The sequence below is a fragment of the Rhodococcus sp. IEGM 1408 genome (genome assembly GCF_033142235.1).
GTDB lineage: Bacteria > Actinomycetota > Actinomycetes > Mycobacteriales > Mycobacteriaceae > Dietzia.
The window spans coordinates 1-533 of record NZ_JAWLRW010000051.1 but is presented as its reverse complement, the minus strand read 5'-3'; the positions used below and the strand labels follow the sequence as shown (position 1 = coordinate 533).

Annotated in this window: 1 protein-coding gene; it reads left to right on the top strand. The window is 58.3% G+C overall.

The window, feature by feature from the left end; all coding sequences use genetic code 11:
* Positions 1-134: 134 nt before the first annotated feature.
* Positions 135-464 carry a hypothetical protein gene (locus R4P08_RS18445; RefSeq protein ID WP_269595475.1) on the top strand — a complete coding sequence of 110 codons (330 nt, stop codon included), beginning with the start codon at positions 135-137 and terminating at the stop codon, positions 462-464.
* Positions 465-533 lie beyond the last annotated feature (69 nt).

Genomic DNA, 533 nt, shown 5'->3' with positions numbered 1-533 from the left:
GGGCGAGCTTACGACAAACGGACAACTGCCGCATTCGACGTGAATGCAGCATCCATTGAGGTAGGTGGACATGCATCGAATAACCTACTGGGACAAGGAGTGGTACTCGCGACGCGACCCGAAAGGAATCTGCAGTGCCCGAACCCACGACACCACCGACTGGCGACGACTGGCTCGTGACCGAACTACAGAGGGCCCAGGACGAATACGTTCATGACCCCAGGAGCGATTGGTACACCGAGGACGATCTGGTGGAGAACGGGTACCGCCGCGAAGCCCTGGTCGATCTGTTCGGCAAGCCAATTGAGGGACACGACGGGATCGTCGGATGGACTGTCTCATCGGTAACGAAGATCGAGCAGACACAGTTGGCACCTGCCTACGAGCTTCTTAAGGAAGCTTTCGGCGCGTTCCACGACGACGCTGACACCATGACCAGTCGCGTTTTTTACTACTACGACTGATTTCGGTTGATGTCGTCGACGACCCGTCTTACTCGCGCCAGAAGCACGCCCGGGCCGTCGGCGCACACC